The sequence below is a fragment of the Kineococcus xinjiangensis genome (genome assembly GCF_002934625.1).
Lineage (GTDB): Bacteria > Actinomycetota > Actinomycetes > Actinomycetales > Kineococcaceae > Kineococcus_A > Kineococcus_A xinjiangensis.
Genome location: NZ_PTJD01000001.1, coordinates 99,032 through 118,791, shown reverse-complemented (window position 1 = coordinate 118,791; position 19,760 = coordinate 99,032). Strand labels below are relative to the sequence as shown.

General features: G+C 74.6%; 19 protein-coding genes. 15 read left to right on the top strand and 4 right to left on the bottom strand.

All coding sequences use genetic code 11. The annotated features are described in order from the left end of the window. Positions 1-154 precede the first annotated feature (154 nt). The 6 genes from CLV92_RS00565 (at position 155) to CLV92_RS00540 (ending at position 7,282) form a co-directional block, all read left to right on the top strand. Positions 155-1,474: an ABC transporter substrate-binding protein gene (locus CLV92_RS00565; RefSeq protein ID WP_104430851.1), complete on the top strand. Its 1,320-nt coding sequence runs from the start codon at positions 155-157 to the stop codon at positions 1,472-1,474. A gap of 171 nt (positions 1,475-1,645) precedes the next feature. Next, a complete protein-coding gene (locus CLV92_RS00560; RefSeq protein WP_104430850.1) occupies positions 1,646-2,629 on the top strand; it encodes a carbohydrate ABC transporter permease in 984 nt (327 codons plus the stop codon). Between the two features lie 5 nt (positions 2,630-2,634). Next, on the top strand, positions 2,635-3,552 hold the full coding sequence (locus CLV92_RS00555; protein WP_211290737.1) for a carbohydrate ABC transporter permease: 918 nt from the start codon (positions 2,635-2,637) through the stop codon (positions 3,550-3,552). A gap of 53 nt (positions 3,553-3,605) precedes the next feature. Next, complete coding sequence (locus CLV92_RS00550) at positions 3,606-4,706, top strand: LacI family DNA-binding transcriptional regulator (protein WP_425433550.1); 1,101 nt, start codon at positions 3,606-3,608, stop codon at positions 4,704-4,706. 126 nt (positions 4,707-4,832) lie between these two features. Continuing rightward, positions 4,833-6,014 (top strand): glycoside hydrolase family 53 protein, encoded by a 1,182-nt coding sequence (locus tag CLV92_RS00545; protein ID WP_104430849.1) that lies wholly within the window; start codon positions 4,833-4,835, stop codon positions 6,012-6,014. Between the two features lie 125 nt (positions 6,015-6,139). Further along, positions 6,140-7,282: a glycoside hydrolase family 53 protein gene (locus CLV92_RS00540; RefSeq protein WP_104430848.1), complete on the top strand. Its 1,143-nt coding sequence runs from the start codon at positions 6,140-6,142 to the stop codon at positions 7,280-7,282. Between the two features lie 100 nt (positions 7,283-7,382). On the opposite strand, the gene CLV92_RS00535 is transcribed toward CLV92_RS00540, so the two are convergent. Both CLV92_RS00535 and CLV92_RS00530 read right to left on the bottom strand, forming a co-directional pair. After that, positions 7,383-8,417, bottom strand: coding sequence for an aldo/keto reductase (locus CLV92_RS00535; RefSeq protein WP_104430847.1), 1,035 nt, complete (start codon positions 8,415-8,417; stop codon positions 7,383-7,385). Between the two features lie 101 nt (positions 8,418-8,518). Then, positions 8,519-9,058 carry a Uma2 family endonuclease gene (locus CLV92_RS00530; RefSeq protein ID WP_158257084.1) on the bottom strand — a complete coding sequence of 180 codons (540 nt, stop codon included), beginning with the start codon at positions 9,056-9,058 and terminating at the stop codon, positions 8,519-8,521. A gap of 101 nt (positions 9,059-9,159) precedes the next feature. On the opposite strand from CLV92_RS00530, the gene CLV92_RS00525 reads away from it, so the two are divergent. Next, positions 9,160-10,077 (top strand): pseudouridine-5'-phosphate glycosidase, encoded by a 918-nt coding sequence (locus CLV92_RS00525; RefSeq protein WP_104430845.1) that lies wholly within the window; start codon positions 9,160-9,162, stop codon positions 10,075-10,077. Positions 10,078-10,087: 10 nt separating this feature from the next. Next, positions 10,088-10,969, top strand: coding sequence for a carbohydrate kinase family protein (locus CLV92_RS00520; protein ID WP_104430844.1), 882 nt, complete (start codon positions 10,088-10,090; stop codon positions 10,967-10,969). A gap of 94 nt (positions 10,970-11,063) precedes the next feature. Here CLV92_RS00520 and CLV92_RS00515 read toward each other — a convergent pair whose 3' ends face one another. After that, entirely contained in the window at positions 11,064-11,711 is a 648-nt protein-coding gene (locus CLV92_RS00515; RefSeq protein ID WP_104430843.1) for a UdgX family uracil-DNA binding protein, read from the bottom strand. Positions 11,712-11,799: 88 nt separating this feature from the next. On the opposite strand from CLV92_RS00515, the gene CLV92_RS00510 reads away from it, so the two are divergent. From CLV92_RS00510 to gndA, 3 genes are all read left to right on the top strand, one after another. Then, the gene (locus CLV92_RS00510; protein WP_104430842.1) at positions 11,800-12,468 is read left to right on the top strand and encodes a GntR family transcriptional regulator; all 669 of its coding nucleotides are present in this window, start codon (positions 11,800-11,802) and stop codon (positions 12,466-12,468) included. Next, positions 12,465-13,829 (top strand): MFS transporter, encoded by a 1,365-nt coding sequence (locus CLV92_RS00505; protein ID WP_104430841.1) that lies wholly within the window; start codon positions 12,465-12,467, stop codon positions 13,827-13,829. Before CLV92_RS00510 ends, CLV92_RS00505 begins: the two co-directional genes overlap by 4 nt. A 221-nt stretch (positions 13,830-14,050) precedes the next feature. Then, positions 14,051-15,496: an NADP-dependent phosphogluconate dehydrogenase gene (gene gndA / locus CLV92_RS00500; protein WP_104431223.1), complete on the top strand. Its 1,446-nt coding sequence runs from the start codon at positions 14,051-14,053 to the stop codon at positions 15,494-15,496. Positions 15,497-15,656: 160 nt separating this feature from the next. Here the strand turns inward: gndA and CLV92_RS00495 are convergent, their stop codons facing one another. Then, the gene (locus CLV92_RS00495) at positions 15,657-16,553 is read right to left on the bottom strand and encodes a spermidine synthase (RefSeq protein ID WP_104430840.1); all 897 of its coding nucleotides are present in this window, start codon (positions 16,551-16,553) and stop codon (positions 15,657-15,659) included. Between the two features lie 97 nt (positions 16,554-16,650). Here CLV92_RS00495 and CLV92_RS00490 point away from each other — a divergent pair, with 97 nt between their 5' ends. The 4 genes from CLV92_RS00490 to CLV92_RS00475 all read left to right on the top strand — a co-directional run bounded on the left by CLV92_RS00490 (position 16,651) and on the right by CLV92_RS00475 (position 19,650). After that, positions 16,651-16,878, top strand: a complete 228-nt coding sequence (locus CLV92_RS00490) for a hypothetical protein (RefSeq protein ID WP_104430839.1) — start codon at positions 16,651-16,653, stop codon at positions 16,876-16,878. A gap of 205 nt (positions 16,879-17,083) precedes the next feature. Beyond that, positions 17,084-17,812 carry an EcsC family protein gene (locus CLV92_RS00485; RefSeq protein ID WP_104430838.1) on the top strand — a complete coding sequence of 243 codons (729 nt, stop codon included), beginning with the start codon at positions 17,084-17,086 and terminating at the stop codon, positions 17,810-17,812. Positions 17,813-17,939: 127 nt separating this feature from the next. Next, complete coding sequence (locus tag CLV92_RS00480) at positions 17,940-18,386, top strand: DUF1232 domain-containing protein (RefSeq protein WP_104430837.1); 447 nt, start codon at positions 17,940-17,942, stop codon at positions 18,384-18,386. Between the two features lie 115 nt (positions 18,387-18,501). Next, positions 18,502-19,650, top strand: a complete 1,149-nt coding sequence (locus CLV92_RS00475; RefSeq protein ID WP_158257083.1) for a DUF4192 family protein — start codon at positions 18,502-18,504, stop codon at positions 19,648-19,650. Positions 19,651-19,760: the final 110 nt, after the last annotated feature.

The window sequence follows — 19,760 nt, the reverse complement described above, 5'->3', positions numbered from 1 at the left end:
CGCCCCCGGGTTGCGCGGATTCCCCCATATCCCGCAGCGGGCTTGACAGTCGCGCCGGAAATCCGCACTGTAACCGGTCACAGGCCGGCGACGTCTCCACCGGAGCGCCAGGCACCCGCTGCGAGGACGCGGCGGCCACGATCGAGGAGGATCCATGCGAAGCAAGACGGCAGCCAAGGCCCTGGCGACAGTGGCGGCGGCAATGCTCCTGGCCACCGGGTGCAGCGGCAGCAGCACCGAGGCCAGCGGCAGCGGCGGCAGCGACGAGCCGGTGAAGCTGACCTACTGGACCTGGACTCCGAACATGGACCAGGTCGTCGCGAAGTGGAACGAGCAGAACCCCGACGTCCAGGTCACCGTCAACAAGCAGGACGGCGGCGACGCTGCGGTCACCAAGCTGCTCACCGCCATCAAGGCCGGTAGCGGCGCGCCGGACATCATGCAGGCCGAGTACCAGGCCGTGCCGACCCTCGTGGCGGCCGACGCCCTCGCCGACATCTCCGAGGAGCTCGACGGCGACGTCGCGGACAAGTTCCCCGAGTCCGCCTGGGAGGCCGTCACCCTCGGCTCCGACGCCGTCTACGGCGTGCCCCAGGACTCCGGGCCCATGATGTTCTTCTACCGCGCCGACCTCTTCGAGCAGTACGGCATCGAGGTCCCCACCACGTGGGACGAGTACGCCGAAGCCGCCCGCAAGATCAAGGCCGCCGACCCGTCGAAGTTCCTCGGCACCTTCTCGGCCGCCGACCCGGGCTGGTTCACCGGCCTGTCCCAGCAGGTCGGCGCGTCCTGGTGGGGCGTGGACGGCGACACCTGGCAGGTCGACGTCGACTCCGAGGCCACGAAGAAGGTCGCCTCCTACTGGGGCGGGCTCGTGGAGGAAGGCGTGATCGACAACACCCCGATGTACACCCCGGAGTGGAACGCCGCCCTCAACGACGGCACCCAGGTCGCGTGGCTCGGCGCCGTGTGGGGCCCGGGCGTGCTCGAGGGGAACGCCGAGTCCACCAAGGGCAAGTGGAAGGTCGCGCCCCTGCCCAACTGGGACGCCGCCACCCCCGCCAACGGCAACTGGGGCGGTTCGGCCACCAGCGTGACGAGCCAGTCGAAGCACCCCGAGGCGGCCACCGAGTTCATCACCTGGCTGAACACCGACCCCGAGGCCGTCAAGCTGCTGGCCGGCACCGCCAACGTGTACCCGGCCGCCACGGACGCGCGCGCCAACGCGCTCACCGAGCCCCCGGCCTTCTTCGCCGACCAGCCCGACTTCTACGACATCGCCGCCGAGGCCGCCGAAGCCGCGAACCCGTTCACCTACGGGCCGAACGTGAACGTCGCCTACAGCGCCTACAAGGACGCCTTCGGCAAGGCGGCCGAGGCGAAGTCCGCCGCCGAGTTCCCGAAGGCCGTCGAGGCCGTCCAGGAGACGACCGTCGAGGACATGCAGAACAGCGGCTTCAACGTCGAGGGCTGACCCCCCGGCCCCTCACGCCCCGGCGCCGGAGGTTCCCCCCCTCCGGCGCCGGCTCCCTGAGCCGACCGGGGCGGGGCTGCCGCCCCCGTCCCGCCCCGGTCCCCCCCACCGTCCCGGCGCTGCGAGCCCACGGCCCGTCCCCGCCACCGCTGATCGCAGGAAGGCCAGACCATGTCGACCAGAGCACCGTCGCTCATCGCGCCGGCGGGGACCGATCCCGCGCCGGCGCTGACGCGGGCGACCCAGCCCCGCTACCGGGCGTCGAACGCCGCCGTCCCGTACGCCTTCCTCGCGCCCGCGATCCTGCTCTTCGTCGCGTTCCTCGCGGCCCCCATCTTCTACTCGCTCTACCTGAGCTTCCGTGCGGCGAAGGTGAAGGGCCTCGGCCTCGGGTCCGGGTCCCGGACCGAGCAGTGGGTGGGCATGGAGAACTACGTGCGGTCCGTGGCGGACCCCGAGTTCCTCGCCAGTGTCGGCCGCGTCGCCCTCTACGGCCTGATCGTCGTCCCCACGATGCTTGGCCTGGCTCTGCTCTTCGCGCTGCTGCTCGACTCCGGCCGGACCCGGGTCGGCGGGTTCTCCCGCACCGCGATCTTCCTCCCGTACGCCGTGCCGGCCGTGGTGGCCTCGCTGCTGTGGGGCTTCCTCTACCTGCCGCGCGTCAGCCCGGTGGTCGACGTCCTCGGCCTCGTCGGGGTCTCGGCCCCGAACGTCATGTCCTCCCAGCTCATCATGTTCGCCGTCGCGAACATCGCGGTCTGGGGCGGCACGGGCTTCAACATGATCGTCCTGTACACGGCGCTGAAGTCGATCCCGAGCGACATCTACGAGGCGGCCCGGCTCGACGGCGCCAGCGACGTGCAGATCGCGCTGCGCATCAAGATCCCGATCGTGGTGCCGTCGATGATCATGACCTTCGTGTTCTCGCTCATCGCCACCCTCCAGGTGTTCGCCGAGCCGATGACGCTGCGCCCCCTGAGCAACACGATCTCCACGACCTGGACCCCGCTCATGAAGGTCTACCGCGACGCCTTCGTCCGCAACGACGTGTACTCGGCGGCTGCGACGTCCGTCCTCATCGCGCTGGCCACGTTCGTGCTCTCCTTCGGGTTCCTCAAGCTCGTCGGCTCGCGCGCCTTCAACCAGGAGAAGTGAGAACCGTGACCACCACCTCGATCACCGCGCCGCCGCCCGCCCCCGTCGACGGCGTCTCCCGCGCCACCCACCGCGACAGCAGCCCCGGCAAGCCCCGCCGCTCGAACGCGGCCGTGACGATCCTCCTGCTGCTCGGCGCCGCCTACTGCCTCCTGCCGGTGCTGTGGGTGCTCATCGCCTCCACCAAGAGCGCCGCCGAGCTGTTCTCGACGTTCACCTTCGCGCCCAGCACCCACCTGTTCCAGAACGTGGCCGACCTCAGCGCCTACCGCGACGGCCTGTACTGGCGCTGGATGCTGAACACCGCGCTCTACGCCGGGGTGGGGGCGCTGCTGTCCACCCTCGTCTCCGCGATGGCCGGCTTCGCCCTGGCGAAGTACACCTTCCCCGGCAAGTCGGCCGTCTTCAACATGCTGCTGGCCGGTGTGCTGGTGCCCGGCGTCATCCTCGCGATCCCGCAGTACCTGCTGCTGGCCAAGCTGGACATGACGAACACCTACTGGGCGGTGCTGCTGCCCAGCATCATCAGCCCGTACGGCATCTACCTGTCGCGCATCTTCGCGGCGGCGGCCGTCCCGGACGACGTGCTGGAGGCGGCCCGCGTCGACGGGGCCCGCGACGGGCGCATCTTCGCTCGGATCGTGCTGCCCATGATGCAGGCCGGCCTCGTCACGATCTTCCTGTTCCAGTTCGTCGCGATCTGGAACAACTTCATGCTGCCCTACATCATGCTCGGCGACGACCGGCTCTTCCCCGTCACCGTCGGCCTGCACGGCCTGCTGAACCAGGGGGCGTCCCAGCCGGCGATGTACACGACGGTCGTCACCGGTGCCCTGCTGTCCATCCTCCCGCTGGTCGCGCTCTTCCTCTGCCTGCAGCGGTACTGGCAGGTCGACCTCGCCGCGGGCGCGGTCAAGTCGTGACCACGATCCCCGGCGTCGCCCCCGGTGCCGGGGCACCCGTGCCGACCCGCAGGATCACCCCTCCCGACCAGGTGGTCCCCCGCAAGCGCCCCACCATCCGGGACGTGGCTCGCGAGGCCGGCGTGTCGTACGCGACCGTCTCGCGCGTCCTCAACGGCCGGGACTGGGTCAGCCCGGACGCCGCGCAGGCAGTGCGGGCGGCGATCGCCCGCACCGGCTACACGGCCAACCCGCACGCCCGGTCGCTGGCGACGGGCCGGTCCGGCTCCATCGCCTTCCTGCTCACCGAGCCGCAGCACCTGCTGTTCGAGGACCCGAACTTCTCGATCCTCCTGCGCGGTGTCGCCGAGGCGCTGGCGCAGCGGGAGCTCACCCTCGTCCTGATGATCGCCGGTACGCCGGACGAGCGCCGCCGGGCGCTGACGTACCTCTCGGGCGGCCACGTCGACGGGGTGCTCGTCGTCTCCTCGCACTCCGGCGACCCCCTCCTGGAGCAGCTCGTGAGCGCCGACGTGCCCGTCGTCGCCTGCGGCCGGGCCCTCGGCCACGAGCAGGTCATCTCCTCCGTCGCCGCCGACGACTGCGCCGGGGCGCGCTCCGCCGTGGCGCACCTGATCGCCGCCGGCCGGCGCCGGATCGCCACCATCACGGGGCCGCTGGACACCTCCGGCGGTGTGGACCGGCTCGACGGCTACCGCGACGCGCTGCGCGCCGCGGACCTGCCCCTCGACGACCTGCTCATCACCCACGGCGACTGGAGCCGCGACGGCGGTGCCGCCGCCATGCGGGCCCTGCTCGACGTGGCGCCGGACGTCGACGGCGTCTTCGTCGCCTCCGACCTCATGGCCGCCGGCGCCCTCGCCGTCCTGCGCGACGCCGGGCGCGAGGTGCCCGGCGACGTGGCGGTGGTCGGCTTCGACGACTCCGGTCTCGCGGCGACGCTCGACCCGCCGCTGGCCACCGTCCGGCAGCCGCTGGAGCGGATCAGCGACGAGATGGTCCGCCTCATCTCCGAGCGCGTCGCCGGCCGCGCACCCGTCTCGGTCACCATCCCGACCCAGCTCGTCGTCCGCGCCTCCGCGGACCTGCCCGCCATCTCCGCCCGGCGACGAACCGGACCACCTGAACCGGACCACCCGAACCGGGCCACCTGAACCGGACCACCCGAACCGCACCACCGCGTCGCACACCACCCCGCGCGACGCCACGACGCAGCGCACGACCCCGCGCAGCCCCCCGCAACTCCCTCCCCCCTGTGACGACTGCCGCGAAGGAGCGACATGTCCACCCAGCGCACCACCGCCCTCACCCGCCGCGGGCTGCTGTCCGCCCTGCCCGTCGCCGCCGGTGCCGTGGCCCTCGGCGCCGCACCGGCCACCGCCGCCGGTCCGGCCGCCGGCAGCTCCGGGCGCGGGCACGCCCTGAGCATCCGCGGTGCCGACATCTCCTTCACGCCCCAGCTGGAGGCGGCCGGCATCACCTTCAGCGACGGCGGCCACGTCCGGCCGATCGAGCACATCCTCCGCGCCAACGGCGCCAACTGGATCCGCCTGCGGCTGTGGGTGAACCCGCCCGCCGGCTACAGCGACATCGCCAGCGTCATCGAGATGACCCGGCGCGCCAAGCGCTCCGGGCTGAAGGTGCTGCTGGACTTCCACTACTCCGACTTCTGGGCCGACCCCGCGCACCAGACGATCCCCGCCGCCTGGCGCGGGCAGGACCTCGCCGCCCTGGCCGAGACGGTCCGCTCGTACACCCGCACCAGCCTGGAGCAGATCGAGGCCGCCGGCGGCCGTGTCGACATGGTGCAGGTCGGCAACGAGATCACCGCCGGGATGCTCTGGCCGATCGGCAAGCTCTACGGTTCCGGGGCGCCGAAGTGGAAGGAGTTCACCACCCTGCTGAAGGCCGGCATCGCCGGGGTGCACGACTCCACCGCCACGGGGGCGCGGATCCCGACCATGCTGCACATCGACCGCGGCGGCCGGATGGACCACACCCGCTGGTTCTTCGACAACGTCCTCGCCGAGGGCGTCGAGTTCGACGTCATCGGGCAGTCGTACTACCCGTTCTGGCACGGTTCCTTCGCCGACCTGAGCGCCAACCTCACGGACAGTGCCGAGCGCTACGGCAGGGACGTCGTCCTCGTCGAGACCGCGTACCCGTGGACGCTGGAGAACGGCGACGGCCTGGAGAACTTCATCTACCGGCCATCGCAGCTGCCCGACGGCGGCCGCTTCCCCGCCAGCCCGGAGGGACAGGCGGCGTACTTCGAGGCGCTGCGCGCGGTCCTCGTCGGCATCCCCGGCGGCCGCGGGCTCGGATTCTTCGCCTGGGAGCCGGAGTGGCTGCCCGGCGTCGGCTGGGCGCCCGGCGAGGGCAACCCCAACGACAACCTCACGATGTTCGACCGCTCCGGCGCGGCGCTGCCCGCGCTGCGCGCCTTCCGCCCGGCCCGCTGACCCGGCCGGTCCCCACGACGCGGCCCGGCCGGACCCGGTGGGCCCCGAACTGCACGAACCGCCCCATCCGCCCGCCGTCGGAACCCTGTCGCGGCGGGCACCCAGGACTGACTCGAAGGAGAGACATGTCTCGCAGGATCAACCCGCTCCGGGCCGCACTCGTGGCCTGCGCCCTGGCGGTCCCGGTCGCGGTGGCCGGCACCACCGCCCCCACCGCCTCGGCGGCCAACGTGATGACCATGCTGGGCGGTGACGTCTCGACGCTGCAGCGCACCCAGGACCTGCAGCACTCCGGGGCGACGACGTTCAAGTACTACAACGCCGCCGGAACGGTCAGCGACCCGATCGACGTGCTCAAGGGCGCCGGCATGAACTACGCCCGCCTGCGGATCTGGCACAACCCCAAGAGCGGCTACAACAACAAGGCGAAGGTCCTCCAGCAGGCCAGGACGCTGAAGGCCAAGGGCCTGAAGGTCATGATCGACTTCCACTACTCCGACACCTGGGCCGACCCCGGCAAGCAGTACAAGCCGGCCGCCTGGTCCACCCACAGCCTCACCCAGCTCCAGAAGGACGTCTACGACCACACGTACGACGTCTGCACCGCACTGAAGGCCCAGGGCACCACCCCGGACAGCGTGCAGATCGGCAACGAGATCAACGTGGGGATGCTCTGGAACGAGGGCAAGGTCGTCAACAGCAAGTTCGCCCCCCTGGCCGCGCTGCTGAAGTCCGGCTACAACGCCACGAAGGCCTGCAACGCCGGCACCCAGGTGATCATCCACACCGCGCACGCGGACAGCAACGCGAAGGCGCGCTGGTTCTTCGACGGCATCACCGCCCAGGGCGTCAGGTGGGACATCACCGGGCAGTCGTACTACTGCATGTGGCACGGCACGCTGGGGAACCTCTACAACAACATCGTCGACCTGCGCACGCGCTACGGGAAGCCGGTGGTGATCGTGGAAACGGCGTACCCCTTCACGACCGCCGATGCCGACGGGTTCCACAACTCGATCCCGGGCACGACGACCTGCGACGGGATCCCTGCCACGTGGGAGGGGCAGGCCAAGCAGTTCACGTGGGTGCAGAACACCGCCCGCAACGCCGGTGCGCTCGGTGTCTTCTACTGGGAACCCACCTGGACCGCGGTGAAGGGGAACGGCTGGAACCCCGACGACATCAACGGCAGCGGCAACGAGTGGGAGAACATGGCCGTGTTCGACTGGAACGGCCGGGTCAACCCGCACGTGCGCTGGACTCCGTGACGACTGCCGTCACCTCCGGGCGCGACGGCTGACCCGCGAGGGGCGGCCCGGGCGGAACCCCTTCCCGCCCGGGCCGCCCCTCGCGGCCGTTCCGGTCCGCTCAGCGGCCGCCGGTGAGCTTGCGGCTGCGCTGCTCCCGGCCGGGGCCGCCGTAGGGGTAGTCCGCCGCCCCCGGGTCACTGGCGGCGTCGAGCAGGTCCATCTCGTCTTCGGTGAGCTGCAGGTCCGCCGCGCCGAGGTTGTCCTCGAGCTGCTCCAGCGTGCGGGCGCCGAGGATGACGGAGGACACCACCGGCTGCGCCGACAGCCACGCCAGCGCCACCTGCGCCATCGTCGCCCCGCGTCCCCGGGCCACCGACTCCACGGCCGCGACCACGTCCCAGGTCCGCTGGCGGGCGTTGCGGCCCGCGTACGCCTCCACGCCGCGGCCCGGGTCCTCCCCGAGGCGGGTGGCGCCGCTCGGCTCGGTGTCGCGGGAGTACTTGCCCGTCAGCCAGCCCCCGCCCAGCGGGGACCACGGCAGCACGCCGAGCCCGTTCTCCTCGCACGCGGGGACCATCTCCCACTCCACCTCGCGCGCCAGCAGGTTGTACTGCGCCTGCAGCGTCACCGGCCGCGGGACGCCGGTCATGTCGGCGGTGCACACCGCCTTCTGCACCTGCCAGCCGGTGAAGTTCGACAGGCCGTAGTAGTGGACCTTCCCGGCGCTGACGAAGTCGTCGAGCGCCCGCAGGGTCTCCTCCAGTGGCGTCCACGGATCCCAGGCGTGCACCTGGTAGAAGTCCACGCAGTCCACCCCCAGCCGGCGCAGCGAGTCGTCGAGCGCCCGGGTGAGGTGGCGGCGGGAGAGTCCCACCGCGTTGGGCTCGGAGCCGGTGGGGAAGCGGCCCTTGGTCGTGAGCACCACCCGGTCGGTGACGTCGGCGGGCCGCTGCGACAGCCAGCGGCCGACGATCTCCTCCGACGTGCCGGCGGCGTAGACGTCGGCGGTGTCGACGAGGGTGCCCCCCGCCTCCACGAACCGGTCGAGCTGCGCGAACGCGCCGTCGGGGTCGGTCTCCTGCCCGAACGTCATGGTGCCCAGGGCGAGGGAGGACACGGCGCAGCCGCTGCTCCCCAGGGTGCGGTACTCCATCGTGCTGCCTCCGGAGGACGGGGTGGCGTGGGTCGCGCGCCATGCTGGCCCCCTCCGGGGGATCCGGCCACCGCAGCCGGCCGCCGAGCCGGCTGGACCCGTCAGCGCAGCAGGTCCTCCACGTCGATCTGCACGTCCCAGCCGGGGACGCTGCCGCGCGGCGCGACGACAGCCGCCTCCTCGTAGATGCCCTCCTGCAGGGCGTAGGCGTGCAGGGCCCGCTCGACGGGGTCGAGGACCCAGTAGTTCGGCAGGCCGGCCTTGGCGTACTTGAACGCCTTCCGCACCAGGTCATCGGAGCGGTTCGTGGAGAGGACTTCCACGCAGAGCAGGGGGGTGCCGGTGAAGCGGACGTCCTCGTCCGTGGCGGGGAACACCATGACGTCGGGGACGAACTCGTTCCGACCCGGCTTCCAGGCCCACTCGGTCGTCACCTCGTGCCCCTCGACGACGCCTTCCAGCAGGTTCGCCAGGCGGCGCGCGGCCTGCTGGTGGCGCCTGCTCGGAGAGGGCACCATCACGAGGCACCCGTCGATGTACTCGCCACGGACGTCGTCCCCCAGCGCCTCGTAGTCCTCCCACGACATGGGCCGCGACGACGCTCCGTCCCGCGGGACCTCGTGCACCACCTCAGCCGACATGCCGTCACGGTACCTCCGCGAGGTGGGCTGCGACGCGACTTGGACCGGCGGCACCGGGGGGTGCATGGTGTCCCGTCCCCACCCGAGCGAAGGAGCTCCCCGTGACGCAGTCCCGCCCCCGCACCGTCGTCTCCGACGAGGTCGCCGAGGCCGTCGCCGCCGGCCGGCCCGTGCTGGCGCTGGAGTCGACGATCTTCACCCACGGGCTGCCGCGGCCCCGCAACCTGGAGGTCGCGCTGGAGGCGGAGGAGCGGGTGCGGGCGTCCGGGGTGGTGCCCGCCACCATCGGCATCGTCGACGGGCAGGCGGTCGTCGGCCTCGGGAAGGACCTCATCACCCGCCTCGCGCAGGAGGACGGCGCCGTCAAGGTCAGCGTGCGCGACCTCCCCGTCGCCGCCGCCAAGGGCCTCAGCGGCGGCACGACCGTCGCCGCCACCGCGTTGCTGGCGCACCGCGCCGGGATCCGGGTGTTCTCCACCGGCGGGCTCGGGGGAGTGCACCGCGGGGCGTCGCAGACCTTCGACGAGTCCGCCGACCTGCCGGTCCTCGCCCGCACCCCGATCGTGGTGGTGAGCGCGGGGGTGAAGTCCATCCTCGACGTCCCCGCGAGCCTGGAGCGGCTGGAGACGCTGTCCATCCCCGTCGTCGGCTACCGCACCACCCGCTTCCCCGGCTTCTACGTCGCCGACTCCGGCCACGGCCTGGAGCACTCCGTCGCCGACGCCGCGGAGGCCGCCGACCTCGTGCGCGCCCGCGACGAGCTCGACCTGGAGGCCGCCCTGCTCGTCGCCAACCCCGTCTCCGCCGCGGCGCAGCTCGACCCGGCCGAGCACGACCGCGTGCTCGCGGAGGCGCTGGCCGCGGCGGAGGCGGCGGGCATCACCGGCCACGACGCCACGCCGTTCCTGCTCGACCACTTCCAGCGCGCCACGGGCGGGCGCAGCCTCGACGTCAACGTGGCCGTCTACCGGGGCAACGTCGGCCTCGGCGCCGAGATCGCCCGCGCCCTCGCGGCCTGAGGGCGCCGTCGTGCTCGGGATCCTCGGCGACCTGGTGGAGGACGTCGTCGTCTGGCTGGGCGAACCCCTGCAGGCGGCCACCGACACCGCGTGCACGGTCGTGCGCACCCGCGGGGGCAGCGCCGCGAACGTCGCCGTGCACGCAGCGCGGCAGGTGCCGACCCGCTTCCTCGGCTGCGTCGGCGAGGACGCGGCGGGGGAGGCCCTCGCGCGGGAGCTGGCCTCCCACGGCGTGGACGTGCGCGTGCAGCGGCGCGGGCGGACGGGCACCGTGGTGGTGCTGGTGGACCCCTCGGGGGAGCGGTCGATGTTCCCCGACCGCGCCGCGTCCCAGTCGCTGTCCACCGTGGACGAGCGCTGGCTGGCGGACCTGGAGCACCTGCACGTCTCCGGGTACGCCTTCGACCCGGCGGGGCTGGGGGCGGTGGCGCTGGCCGCCGCGGAGGCGGTCCACCGCCGCGGCGGCGCGGTGTCGGTCGACGTCGCCTCCACCGGCCTGATGCGTGCGGTGGGGGAGGAGGAGTTCCTCGCCCTGCTCGCCCGGCTTCGGCCGGACCTGGTCTTCGCCAACCGCTCCGAGGCGGAGTTCCTGGGCCTCGTCGGGGACGGGGGGCGGGGGGCGGCGGCCGCGGCGCTGCCCGCCGCGACCCTGGTGGTGAAGGACGGCCCGCGCCCGAGCACGGTGCTGCCCCCGAGCGCCGCGCCGGTGCGGGTCCCCGTCCCGCCGGTGCCCCGGGTGCGCGACACCACCGGCGCGGGCGACGCCTTCGCCGCGGGCTTCCTCGCCGGGTGGCTGCGCGGCGGCGACCCGTACGCGGCCTGCGAGGCGGGGCACGCCGCCGCCGCGCACGTCCTGGGGCAGGCGGGCAGCGGCGTGCCGCTGGTCGGCTGACACCCCGGCTGCACCGAGGGCCCGGCGCGCCGTCCCACGGGGTTCCGCCCCGGGCATGTCGCGCTCCCGGTGCAGCAGGGGTGTCAGCAGGCGCTCAGCCCGCGAGCGCGCCCGCCGCCACCCGCAGGTCGGCCACGAGCGCGTCGTAGGCCTCCTGCCGCTGCTCCTCCGGCACCCGCAGCACCGCGGAGGGGTGGATGGTGCCCAGGAACGTCTTCTCCCCGCGCGAGGTGGCCAGCCGCATCAGCTGCCCCCGCTGCCGGGTCACGCGGAAGTCCTTCGGCAGCAGCGCCTTGGCGGCGGTGGCACCGAGGCACACGACGACGTCCGGGTCGACACGGGCCAGCTCCGCAGCCAGCCACGGCTTGCAGGCGGTGATGTGCGCCAGCTCCGGGCTCTTGTGGATGCGGCGCGCGCCCTCGCCGGCCTGCTCGAAGCGGAAGTGCTTGACGGCGTTGGTGACGTAGACCTGCGCGCGGTCGATGCCGGCCTCGTCCACCGCCCGCTGCAGCAGCCGCCCGGCGGGGCCGACGAAGGGGATGCCGCGGCGGTCCTCCTGGTCCCCGGGCTGCTCGCCGACGAGGGCGAGGCGGGCGGTGGGGGAGCCGGCGGAGAAGACGGCCTGCGTGGCGGGCTCCCACAGCTCGCAGCCGCGGCACTGCCCGACGGCGGTGCGCAGGGCCTCGACGTCCCCGTCGGCGGGGACCCACTGCCGGGCCCCGGGGCGCTCGATCGTGGTCATGGCCCCAGAGCGTGTCCCAGCGGGGGTGGCGCGGCCATCGGAGAACCCGTGGCATCATAGATACATCATGGATGCAGCAGGGATTCTCATGTCGCGCTCCGCTTCGCCGTCCGTCCGCGAGCCGGGCGCCCCACCGGCCGCCGAGCGCGTCTACGCCGCGGTCAAGGCCGCGATCCTCGACCGCTCCCTCCCCGGCGGGGAGCTGCTCACCGAGGGCGACATCGCCGAGCGCGTCGGCGTCTCCCGCACCCCCGTGCGCGAGGGGCTGCTGCGGCTGGAGGCCGAGGGGCTGCTCAAGCTCATCCCCAAGCGCGGCGCGCTCGTCGTCCCCGTCTCCCCGGAGGAGGTCGAGGACGTCCTCGAGGCCCGCGAGCTCGTCGAGACCCACGCCGCCGCAGTCGCCTGGCCCCGGCGCGACCAGCTCGCCCCCGTCCTCGCCGACCACCTCGCCGCCATGCACGCCGCCGCGCAGGACGGCGACACCTGGGCCTTCATGGGCGCCGACCGCGCCTTCCACGCCGCCGTCGTCGCCGCCGCCGGCAACGCCGTCCTCACCCGCTTCTACGACAGCCTCCGCGACCGGCAGATGCGGATGGGCGTCACGCGCATGGAGGACGAGCCCGAGCGCATGACCATCGCCCTGCGCGAGCACACCACGCTGCTCCAGGCCGCCCGCAGCGGGGACGAGGACACCTGGCGCGGCCTCACCCGCGAGCACCTGCGCGGCGCCGGCGACCGGCTGCGGGGCGCCCGGTGACCTCCGCCACCGCCACCGCACCCTCCGCCGCGCCCCCCGCCGCGCCCCGCGGCGCCCGGCTCGTCCTCGCCGTCGGCACCCTCGCCTACGGCGTCGCCGTCCTGCACCGCACCTCCCTGTCCGCCGCCGGCATCGACGCCTCCACCCGCTTCGGGATCGGCGCCGGCTCCCTCTCCACCTTCGCGGTCCTCCAGCTCCTCGTGTACGCGGCGCTGCAGGTGCCCGTCGGGGTCCTCATCGACCGCTTCGGCGCGCGGGTCCTCGTCGTCACCGGAGCCGTCCTGATGTCCGCCGGCCAGGCGGGGCTCGCCGTGGCCACCGAGGTGGAGACGGCGGTCGCCGCGCGCATCCTGCTGGGCGCCGGGGACGCCATGACCTTCGTCAGCGTCCTGCGCATCGTCTCCACCTGGTTCCCGCCGCGGCGCACCCCCGTCCTCGTCCAGCTCGTCGGGCTGCTCGGGCAGGTGGGGCAGATCGCCAGCGTCTTCCCGCTCATGGCGCTGCTGCACAGCCGCGGCTGGACGACCGCCTACGGCAGCGCCGCGGCCCTCGGCGCGCTCACCGCGGTGCTGGCCTGGCTGGTGCTGCGCGACGCCCCGCCCGGCGTGGCGCCCCCGCGCGCCCGCAAGCCCCTGCCCGACGTCGCCGCGGACCTGCGCGCGTCCTGGCGCCATCCCGGCACGAGGCTCGGGCTGTACTCGCACTTCGCGACGCCGTTCGCCGGAACCGCCTTCGTGCTGCTGTGGGGCTACCCGTTCCTCGTCTCGGCGCAGGGCCTCAGCCCCGCCGGCGCCGGGGCGCTGCTCACCCTCTTCGTCTGCTCCGGCGCCGCCATCGGCCCCGCCCTCGGCGCGCTCGTCGGCCGCCACCCGCTGCGCCGCTCGTGGCTGGTGCTGAGCATCGTGGCCGCGCAGGCCCTGGCGTGGGCGGCGGTGCTGGCCTGGCCCGGCCGCGCCCCGCTGCCGCTGCTCGTGGTCCTGGTGGTCGCCATGTCCGCCGGGGCGCCCGCCTCGATGATCGGCTTCGACTACGCCCGCACGTCCAACCCGGCGGGCCGCCTCGGGGGCGCGACGGGCATCGTCAACGTCGGCGGGTTCTTCTCCGCGCTGCTCGTGATGCTGCTCATCGGCGTGGCCCTCGACCTGCAGGGCGCCGGCACGCCGGACACCTACACGCTGGGCGCCTTCAAGACGGCGATGGCGGTGCAGTTCCCGCTGTGGGGACTGGGGGTCGTGGCGATCCTCCGGGCCCGGGCGGCCACCCGGCGCAAGCTCGCGGCGGAGGGGTTCGTCGTTCCGCCGGTGCGCGAGGTGCTGCGACGCGAGGTCGCGGCCCGGCGCGGCGGACGAGGAGGTGAGTGACGGGACCGCGACGCTGCGCTCCCGCCGGGCACGACCCTAGCGCAGGATCGTCACCGGGTGAACACCCCCGGTACCGGCCCGGCAGCCCGGCGCACATCCGCGTCGACCCGCTGTGAGCGCTCCGTAACACGGGGCCGTCCCGCCGGTCACCTCGGCATGGCAGGCTGCGCGGCGTGACCAACACCCCCACCGCGCAGATCGGCGTCACCGGACTCGCCACGATGGGGCGCAACCTCGCGCGCAACATCGCCCGGCACGGCTACGTGACCGCCGTCCACAACCGCACCGAGTCGAAGACGAAGGCCCTCGTCGGCGAGTTCGGCCACGAGGGCACCTTCGTGCCCGCGGCCACCGCCGAGGAGTTCGTCGCCTCCCTCACCGTGCCCCGCACGATCATCATCATGGTGAAGGCGGGTGCGCCCACCGACGCCGTCATCGACGAGCTCGCGCCGCTCCTGGAGGAGGGCGACATCCTCGTCGACGGCGGCAACGCGCACTTCGCCGACACCCGCCGCCGCGAGGTCGCCCTGCGGGAGCGCGGCATCCACTTCGCCGGCGTCGGCATCTCCGGCGGCGAGGAGGGCGCCCTGCTCGGGCCGAGCATCATGCCCGGTGGCAGCGAGCACGCCTACGCCAAGCTCGGCCCGATCCTGGCCGACATCGCGGTGGACGTCGACGGCACGCCCTGCTCCACGCACGTCGGTCCCGACGGCGCCGGGCACTTCGTGAAGATGGTGCACAACGGCATCGAGTACGCCGACATGCAGCTCATCGCCGAGGCCTACGACCTGCTGCGCCACGGCCTCGGCTGGACGCCCGAGCGGCTCGCCGAGGTCTTCGAGAGCTGGAACTCCGGTGACCTGGAGTCCTTCCTCATCGAGATCACCGCGCGCGTGCTGCGCGCCGGCGACCCCTCGCAGCCGGAGCGGCCCCTCGTCGACGTCATCGTCGACGAGGCGGAGCAGAAGGGCACCGGCCGCTGGACCGTGCAGACCGCCCTCGACCTCGGCACCCCCGTCTCCGGCATCGCCGAGGCCGTCTTCGCCCGCGCGCTGTCCGGCTCCGCCGCGCAGCGCCGCGCCGCCCAGGGCGTCCTGCCCGGCCCGGCCGAGGTGCCGGCCGTCGGCGAGCCCGGCGGCGAGGAGGGGGCCGGCGGCTTCGTCGACGCCGCCGACGCGGAGTCCTTCGTCGAGGACGTGCGCGCCGCGCTGTACGCGTCCAAGGTCGTGGCCTACGCCCAGGGCTTCGACATGATCCGCGCCGGCTCCGTCGAGTACGGATGGGGCATCGACCCCGGTGCGATGGCCACCATCTGGCGCGGCGGCTGCATCATCCGAGCCCGCTTCCTCGACCGCATCCGCGAGGCCTACGAGAAGCAGCCGGACCTGCCGTCGCTGCTCGTGGACCCGTACTTCGCCGGTGCCGTCGCGGCCGGGCAGGAGGCGTGGCGCCGCGTCGTCGTGCAGTCCGTGCAGTCGGGCATCCCCGCGCCCGGCTTCTCCTCGGCGCTCGCCTACTACGACGGCCTGCGCCGGGAGCGCTCCTCCGCGGCCCTCGTGCAGGGGCTGCGCGACCTGTTCGGCGCCCACACCTACCGCCGCGTCGACCGTCCCGGCTCCTTCCACATCGACTGGAGCGGGGACCTGTCGGAGTCGCAGTTCTCCTGACGCCCGCCGTCGCGGCGCCCGGGACCCGCAGCGGTTCCGGGCGCCGCGAGGCGACCGGTGGTGCCGGCGCCGGGTGCCGCTGGCACCACCGCGACCCCCGCCTCCGGCCCCGTCCGCTCCTGCTGGACCCGGTCGCCGGCCGGCGGCAGCGCCGGGGACGTCACGGCCGGGCCTCCTCCTCGTCCGCGCCGCCGCGCGCCCGCGCCGTCCCGGGGGCAGCGGATCCGGCGGCGGCCGCCTCCAGGGCCTCGTCGGTGATGACGGCCGCCCCGGCCGCGTAGTTCCGCGCGTCCTCGCCGTGCAGCAGCCGCGCCGGGGCCGCGCCGCCGCTCAGGCCGCGCACCAGCGCCTGCGCGGGCAGGGGTGCGGAGGAGGCGAGCAGCAGCACGTTGCCGTAGCGGCGCCCCCGCAGCTGCGCGGGCTCGGCGACCAGCGCCACGTGCTCGAACACGTCCAGGGCGGTGGCCAGCTCGGCGCGCGAGCGCGGCATCGGCGGCCGGTCGGCCAGGTTGGCCACGTAGATCCCGCCGGGGGCCAGCACCCGGGCGACGTCGGCGAGGAACTGCCGGGTGCACAGGTGGGCGGGGACCCGGTCGTGGGCGAAGGCGTCGCGGACGACGGCGTCCTGGCTCGCGTCGGGCAGGGTGGCCACGCCGTCGCGGCCGTCCTTGACGCGCAGCCGGAAGCGCGGGTGGGAGCGCAGCCCGAACGCCTGGCGGGTGAGCTCCACGAGGCGCTCGTCGACCTCGAAGACCACCTGGCTGGAGCCGGGGCGGGTCACCTCCAGGCAGCGCGGCAGCACGCAGCCCGCCCCGCCCAGGTGCGCGGCGCGCAGCGGAGCCGGTGCGGGGTGCACGGCAGCGAGCACGGCAGCGGTCCACTGCTGGTACTCGAAGTCCAGGCGGGTGGGGTCCGCGAGGTCGACGTAGGAGCTGGGGACCCCGTTGACGAGGACCAGCCAGCCGTCGGGGTCGTCCCGGTCGCGCTCGAAGCGGACCGTGCCGGTGGTGATGAGGGCCTCGCCCTCGGAGGGGGACGGGCGGCGGGGTCGGGCCACGGGAGCCCATCCTCCCAGTGGCCCGATCGGGGTCCTCCCGGCGGCCCCGCGAACATCGGGACTGAAGGAATCGCCCGCTCCTGCCGAGGTACTCAGCATGGCGACCTTCCTCCTCATCGCTCTGCTGGCCTGCTTCCTCGTTCCCGCGGCGCTCGAACGCCGTGCCCGCCGCAGCGCTGCCAGCCCGTACCTGCTGCCCGCGGTGGACGCCCCGCCGCACGCGGCCCGCATCCCGATGCCGCGCGGCCGCTCCCGCCGCCGCTACGTCGAGGACGGTCTCGCCGAGGTCGACACCTGGCTGGCGCAGCAGGACCGCACAGCCTGACCCGGACCCGACCCGGATCTGACCGTGGCCCGGCCGTGGCCCTGACCGCGGTCCTGCCACGGCCTTCGCGCTCTCCCGTCGGCACCGGCGCCCCCCGCCGTCACCGGTCCCGCGAGCGCCGAGCGCCCGATCCCCCTAGCGTCGATCCCCGGACCGGCCCGTGGCAGCGACTGCGGGCGCCGGCCGCAGGACCGCGGGAGGGATCATGTTCGAACGGCTGTGGGGCCGTCGCACGCGCGACGACGCCGAGGTGGAGGGCCGCGCCCCCGGCGCGGAGGAGTCGAAGGCGACTGCGCTCGTGCAGCGGCTGATCGACACGGGCGTCGACGGCGCGGGGCCCTTCGCCTCGGCCGTGTCGGTCGCCGAGCGGGCCCGCGCCGGGCATCCGAGCGCCGAGTCCGCCGTGCACGTGGTGGTTCGCCGGCACGGGCGGATGGCCGCGGGGAGCGGCTTCGCCACGGGCGTGGGCGGTCTCGTGACGATGCCGGTCGCCCTGCCCGCCAACATCGTCGGCTTCTACGTCCTGGCCACGCGCATGGTCGCCGCCATCGCACACCTGCGCGGCTACGACGTCTCCCGGCCCGAGGTGCGCAGCGCCGTCCTGCTCTGCCTCCTCGGCTCCGACGCCGGGCAGGTCCTCCGCTCGGCGGGACTGCCCACGGGTGGGCCGCTGGCCCTGCTGGCGCAGCGGCGGCTCCCCAAGGACGTCCTCATGATCGTCAACAAGGGGGTCGGCTTCCGCCTCCTGGCCCGTCTCGGCAGCTTCGGCGCCCTGCAGACCTCGCGCATCCTGCCCGTCCTGGGCGGGGTGGTCGGTGCGGGCGCCGACCTGCTGCTGCTGCGCCGGATCGCCAAGCACGCCGAGCGCGAGTTCACACCCCGCAGCAACTCCGCGGTCCCCGTCGCCGGGGAGGCCGCGGCAGGGGGCAGCTGAGGGTTCGACGGCGGGGCCCCGGGGAACCGCCGGACCCGCCGTGCCGTTGACCGGGTGGGCACCGGCCGCTCGCCGGCGCCCACCCGCAGCAGCCCGCCGCTCGACCCGGCGGGAGAGGGGAGGACCCGTGGACGCCGCCCGGACAGCACTCCTGAAGCGCCGCGGCGCCGCCCTGGCGGTCATGTGGCGGACCGTGCGCCACGGGACCCCGGCGGGGGAGCCCGGTGTCGGGCAGCGCCTGCAGGCCCTGCCGCGCATGGTCTCGGCGGCGGCACGCGGGGAGTACCGGGGAACCAGCCGGTTGCGCCTGCTGGCGGCTGGCGCCGCGGCGGGCTACGTCCTCTCGCCGCTGGACCCCCTGCCCGAGGCGCTCCTCGGGATGCTCGGGACCGTCGACGACGCGGTGCTCGCCGCCTGGGTGGCGGGAACCCTCCTCAGTGCCACGGAGGACTTCCTGCGCTGGGAGCGCGCCGCGCCGCGCACCGTCCCCGGCCAGGTCGTGACGCACGAGGTGGTGGTGTCGGAGGAACCGGCCCCGTCCGCGACGTCGGCCTCGCGGCGGCGCAGGGGCTGAGGCCCCGGGGGCGACCCGGTTCGGCGAGTCGTGCACAGTCCGTGCCCGGGGCCGCTGCGGTCCTCCGCCGGTGGACGCCACGCTGCGAGGCGGGCGGCGCCACCACGCTCGGCGGGTGACGACCACCCCGCTGCTGCTGTCCTCCCCCCGCGACCTCCTCGCGAGCATCCCCTACCAGCTGGGCTTCGTGCCCGTGGACAGCCTGGTGGTGGTCCACCTCGACTCGGCGGCGGAGCCCGGTGCCCCCCGCGACGGGGGCTCGGAGGTGCCGGGCCACGGCCCGGCGGTTCCGGGGCGGCTGGGGGTGACGGCGCTCGCCCGGGTCGACCTGCCGCCCCCGGGCCCGGCGGGGGAACGGGAGGTCGTCCGGGCCCTGACGGCGACGGCCGCCGCCTGCGCGCCCTGGGCCGTCGTCGCCGTGTACGACGCGACGGGCGTCGAGCGGGGAGGACCGCTCCCGCGGCGCTCGCTGCTCGGCGCGCTCACCCGCGCGCTGGCCGTCTCCGGCGCGCAGGTGCTGGACGCCTGGCACGTCGGGGCCCGCACCTACCGCTCCTACCTCTGCGACGGCGCGCGCGGCTGCTGCCCCGCGCCGGGGTGGCCGGTGGGGGAGCTGACCGGCGGGACGGTGCCCGCGGAGGCCGTCTGGCGGGGCCTCGTCGCGGCGCCCTCCCGTGCCGACGTGCTCCCCGACCTCACCCTCGCCGGGGAGCACGTGCGCGAGGCCGTCCGCAGGGCGGGGGCCTCCGCCGCCCCGCCCTCCTGCGCGGACGGGCGCACCGCGTGGCGGGCCGGGGCGTGGCGGGACTGGCGGCTCGTGCGGGAGCGCTACCGGCGGGGCGGGCCCGGGGTGGACGTGACCGAGAGTGCCCGGCTGCTCGCCGCCGTCCGCGACGTGAGCGTCCGCGACGCCGCGCTCGTGGATCTCGCAGCCGGCGCCGCCGTCCTCGCCGACCGGGTGGCCGCCGGCGGAGCGCCCGGCGCTGTCGCCGACGCCCTGTCCCGGCCCCCCGTGCCCGGCGACGTCGCGGCGACGGTGCGGCTGGCCTGCGACCTCGCGGCACGCTGCGACGGGGCCGCGGGTGCGGCGGCGCTGGCCGTGGCGGCGTGGGCGTCCTGGTGGGGCGGGTCCTGCGTCGTCGCGGGGGAGTGTGCCGCCGAGGCGCTGCGCCGTGATCCCGGCCACAGCCTCGCGGCGCTCGTCGCGCGCGCCGTCACCACCGGGCTGGCTGCGCGCGCGGTGTCCGGGCGGCGCCCCACCTGATCTCGCGAAGGCCCTCCCGCCCGGCCGCTGCGCTCCGGAGCCGGGCGGACACAGCGCCGCGGCAGCCATCGGGTACGGTCGGCCTCCGGTCCGGGCGGCGCACGGCGCTC

Coding starts and splice junctions, on each gene's coding strand:
- CLV92_RS00485 (WP_104430838.1), top strand. CDS start 17,084: ATGTTCGAACGGCTGTGGGGCCGTCGCACGCGCGACGACGCCGAGGTG.
- CLV92_RS00510 (WP_104430842.1), top strand. CDS start 11,800: ATGTCGCGCTCCGCTTCGCCGTCCGTCCGCGAGCCGGGCGCCCCACCG.
- CLV92_RS00490 (WP_104430839.1), top strand. CDS start 16,651: ATGGCGACCTTCCTCCTCATCGCTCTGCTGGCCTGCTTCCTCGTTCCC.
- CLV92_RS00535 (WP_104430847.1), bottom strand. CDS start 8,417: ATGGAGTACCGCACCCTGGGGAGCAGCGGCTGCGCCGTGTCCTCCCTC.
- CLV92_RS00545 (WP_104430849.1), top strand. CDS start 4,833: ATGTCCACCCAGCGCACCACCGCCCTCACCCGCCGCGGGCTGCTGTCC.
- CLV92_RS00540 (WP_104430848.1), top strand. CDS start 6,140: ATGTCTCGCAGGATCAACCCGCTCCGGGCCGCACTCGTGGCCTGCGCC.
- CLV92_RS00515 (WP_104430843.1), bottom strand. CDS start 11,711: ATGACCACGATCGAGCGCCCCGGGGCCCGGCAGTGGGTCCCCGCCGAC.
- gndA (WP_104431223.1), top strand. CDS start 14,051: ATGGGGCGCAACCTCGCGCGCAACATCGCCCGGCACGGCTACGTGACC.
- CLV92_RS00560 (WP_104430850.1), top strand. CDS start 1,646: ATGTCGACCAGAGCACCGTCGCTCATCGCGCCGGCGGGGACCGATCCC.
- CLV92_RS00530 (WP_158257084.1), bottom strand. CDS start 9,058: ATGTCGGCTGAGGTGGTGCACGAGGTCCCGCGGGACGGAGCGTCGTCG.
- CLV92_RS00565 (WP_104430851.1), top strand. CDS start 155: ATGCGAAGCAAGACGGCAGCCAAGGCCCTGGCGACAGTGGCGGCGGCA.